3 protein-coding genes are annotated in these 3,499 nt (G+C 54.7%); 2 read left to right on the top strand and 1 reads right to left on the bottom strand.

Features of this window, described 5'->3' with window-relative positions:
- On the top strand, nucleotides 1–1,658 hold a 1,658-nt coding region (locus RTY00_RS22010), incomplete at its 5' end, for a GMC family oxidoreductase (protein WP_312666233.1).
- Between the two features lies 1 nt (nucleotide 1,659).
- On the top strand, nucleotides 1,660–2,970 hold the full coding sequence (locus RTY00_RS22005) for a cytochrome c (RefSeq protein WP_312666231.1): 1,311 nt from the start codon (nucleotides 1,660–1,662) through the stop codon (nucleotides 2,968–2,970).
- Nucleotides 2,971–3,344: 374 nt separating this feature from the next.
- Here RTY00_RS22005 and RTY00_RS22000 read toward each other — a convergent pair.
- Nucleotides 3,345–3,499 (bottom strand): general stress protein (locus RTY00_RS22000; protein WP_312666234.1); only part of this gene is annotated, 155 nt, incomplete at its 5' end.

Here is a 3,499-nt window from a genome sequence, read left to right as displayed (position 1 = left end):
GCCCGTGGTTCGAAACCGCCACTGATTTTCCGCCTTCGGTTGATACCGATGAACTGCGTTGGGATACGCGTCGCAGTATGCTGCTGCCGCCTGCGGTTGAAACCACCACTTTCCGTAATAACATCACGCAAACTGCGCTGCCTTCGCGCGAATGGAACCTTAACGAACTCGGCTACAACGTGGGAGGTTCAGGCACGCATTGGGCAGGTATGGCCTGGCGCTTTACGCCGTTCGATTTCGAGCCCTACAGTCAAACCGTTAAGCGCTACGGTAAATCGCAAATCGCCAAAGGGGTGATCCTGCAGGATTGGGGCGTCACCTATGACGAGCTGGAACCGTTCTACGATCGCTTTGAGAAAATCGCGGGCGTGTCTGGTAAAGCGGGCAAGCTGAACGGGAAAACCATGCCGGATGGCAATCCGTTCGAAGGCAATCGCAGCAGCGAGTATCCGCTGCCTGCGCTGGAGAGCATGCGTCTGACCGATATTTTCGCCGAAGGGGCAAAGAAGATTGGCCTCAATCCGTTTATGGTGCCGGCCGGCCAGGCGTCACGCGCTTACGTTAATCCGCTTGGCGTGCGCATGGGGCCGTGCACCTACTGCGGCTACTGCCTCTATTACGGCTGCGGCAACTTCTCCAAATCCAGCCCGAATGCCTGCGTGATCCCGGCGCTGATGCAGCGTGAGAACTTTACGGTGCTGACCGATTCTGCGGTGGTGCGCGTCAATAAGGCGGAAGATGGCAAAACCGCTACCGGCGTCACCTACCTCGATAAGAACAAGAAAGAGTGGGAGCAACCGGCGGATATCGTGATTCTTTCGGCGTTCCAGATGCAAAACGTCCGCTTGCTGCTGCTATCGAAAATCGGCATTCCTTACAATCCGGTGACCAAAACCGGCGTGGTGGGGCGCGCGTACAGCTTTCAGACCGTCTCTGGCGCGGCGTTGTATTTCAAAGATGAGAACCTCAACCAGTTTATTGGTGCGGGCGCGCTTTCATCGCAGGTGGATGACTGGAACGGCGATAACTTCGACCATACCGGGCTCGGCTTTATCGGCGGCGCGGGCATTCTGGTGGTGGCTCGCGGCGCGCGGCCTATCGGAAATGCCGATGCGCTGCCGCCAGGCACGCCACGCTGGGGGAAAGCGTGGAAAAAGGCCTATACGCACGCTTTCCAGAACGCCACGTTCATCTTCGGTCAGGGCACCAGCTATTCACACGAAGATTACTACCTCGATCTCGATCCCGAATACAAAGATGACAACGGCAATCCGCTGCTGCGCGTGACGTTTGACTACAACGATAACGATCGCCGTTCGGCGAAATTTATCGAAGAGAAAAGCGTTGAGATTGGTAACGCGATGGGCGCGGAGTTGGTCATCGGCACCAATTCAGCCTCTGGCGCCTATTCACCGTACAACTTCGCCAGTGACCACACCATTGGTGGTGCGGTAATGGGCACCGATCCCAAAACCTCGGTGCTAAACCGTTACCAGCAGTGCTGGGACACGCACAACGTGTTTGTGTTGGGAGCGTCTTCGTTCCCGAACAATGCCGGGTACAACCCGACAGGCACGATTGGTGCGCTGAGTCTGTGGACGGCGAAAGCCATTATCGAACAGTACCTGAAGAATCCAGGTCCGTTGGTGAAGGTGTGAGATGAAAAAGAGCAAACTTATCGCCGGCGTTGCGGTGATCGCGGCGGCCGTTGCGGCGGGCATGCTGTGGATGAACGGTGATACCTCAGCAGATAACGTGGCAAGCAATGATGTATTGACCAGCCAACCGCCGACTGCGGCAGATGCCGCTGCGGTGGCGCGCGGACGTTATGTCGCAATCGCCAGCGACTGTACGGCTTGTCACACAATGCCGGAGAGCAAACTGCCGCTGGCGGGAGGCTACTCCATCAGCACGCCATTTGGCGGCATTTATGCCAGTAACATCACGCCGGATAGTGCAACCGGTATTGGTAGCTGGACCGAACGCGATTTCTTCCGCGCGGTGCGGCACGGTAAAGGCAAAGAGGGCGAGCATCTTTATCCGGCAATGCCTTACAACGCCTACGTTAAGCTGACCGATCAGGATATGCACGACCTGTGGATGTATATGCGTTCGGTGCAGCCAATCAATAATAAGGTGCCGGATACTCAACTCGGCTTCCCGTATAACATTCGTCTGGCGATGATGGGCTGGAACCTGCTGTTCTTCAAAAATAGCGGTTTTCAGGCTGATGCCAATAAATCAGCTGAATGGAATCGCGGTGTCTATCTGGTGGAAGGCCCGGAACACTGCGCCGCCTGTCATACCGCCAAGAACATCATTGGTGGTGACAGCAGCGACTATTTGCAGGGCAGCAATCTCGGCGAATGGCACGCGCCCGATATCACGCCTAATCCGCATACCGGCATTGGTAGTTGGTCTGAGCAACAAGTGGTGGATTATCTGAAGCTGGGCAGCAACCATGTGGCGGTGGCGTCGGGTCCAATGGCGGAAGCGGTAACAAACTCGACGCAGCATTTAACCGATGCTGATCTCAAGGCGATTGCGGTGTATCTGAAACAGGTTCCGGCCTCGAAGAATACGCGACCACAACCTATCGCCGCAGATACGGCACAAATGAAAATGGGTGAGAACGTCTATTCGGCTAACTGCTCGGCGTGTCACAACAGCGACGGTAAAGGGATTCCTAACCTTGCCGCGAGCCTGGCAGGCAATCCGGGATTGATGGCCGATGATACGTCCTCCATCATCACCACTGTGTTGCAAGGTGGGCGAGGTGCGGTCACGGCGGGTAACCCAACCAGCGGCGCGATGCCGTCATTCGCGTGGAAATTGTCGGATGAGCAGGTGGCTGCTGCAGCAACCTACTTACGCAATAGCTGGGGCAACGCTGCGGGGGCGGTGAGCGCCGATGAAGTGGCTAAAGCGCGTGCGCAGTTGAAACTGCCAGCGCAAATGGCGGCTCATTAAGTTATCAGGGAGCTTCGGCTCCCTTTTTATCGCTTCGCTAATCTATTCCCGATTATTCTTACCGCCCAGTAAGAATTATCCCGCAAAAGATGTACAACCTAAAAGGGTATGTACAAATAGAACGTTAAGTCCGCAATTTATTATTAGCCTGCAAATATAGTTTTCTGATTAATAAGCGAAGGGTAAAACCAGGATAAGCGAAGCGGTAAATATGGTGAGATTGATCAAGAAATGATCAGCGATTCGGATTTTTCGCTAGAAATAACTCTCCTGACATCGTTAAATCTGTATTTAAGCGAAGCGTAAACACGGAGTCAGGAGAGTTTTGTGCAGAAGTAAAACGCCGTTAGATGGTTATTCTTGTGCGAAGAATGTTATTTGCGTCGACTAATCTTTCCTCCTTTCCGTCCTGCTTCAATGGCGCGCTCCGGGTCGTTCTTGAAGTTGCCGCCGCTCGCCTGGCCACCCTTGCGCCCAGCCTCAGCTGCACGTTCCTTATTCTCTGCGAAGTTGCCTGCACCACCACGAC

This window comes from Pantoea sp. CTOTU49201 (assembly GCF_032054795.1).
Taxonomy (GTDB): Bacteria; Pseudomonadota; Gammaproteobacteria; order Enterobacterales; family Enterobacteriaceae; genus Pantoea; species Pantoea symbiotica.
The sequence above is the reverse complement of the archived record's forward strand: the minus strand, read 5'-3'. Positions and strand labels throughout refer to the sequence as shown.

Bases quoted from the DNA above. Each gene is read 5' to 3' on its own strand.
- RTY00_RS22005 (WP_312666231.1), top strand. From the start codon at position 1,660: ATGAAAAAGAGCAAACTTATCGCCGGCGTTGCGGTGATCGCGGCGGCC.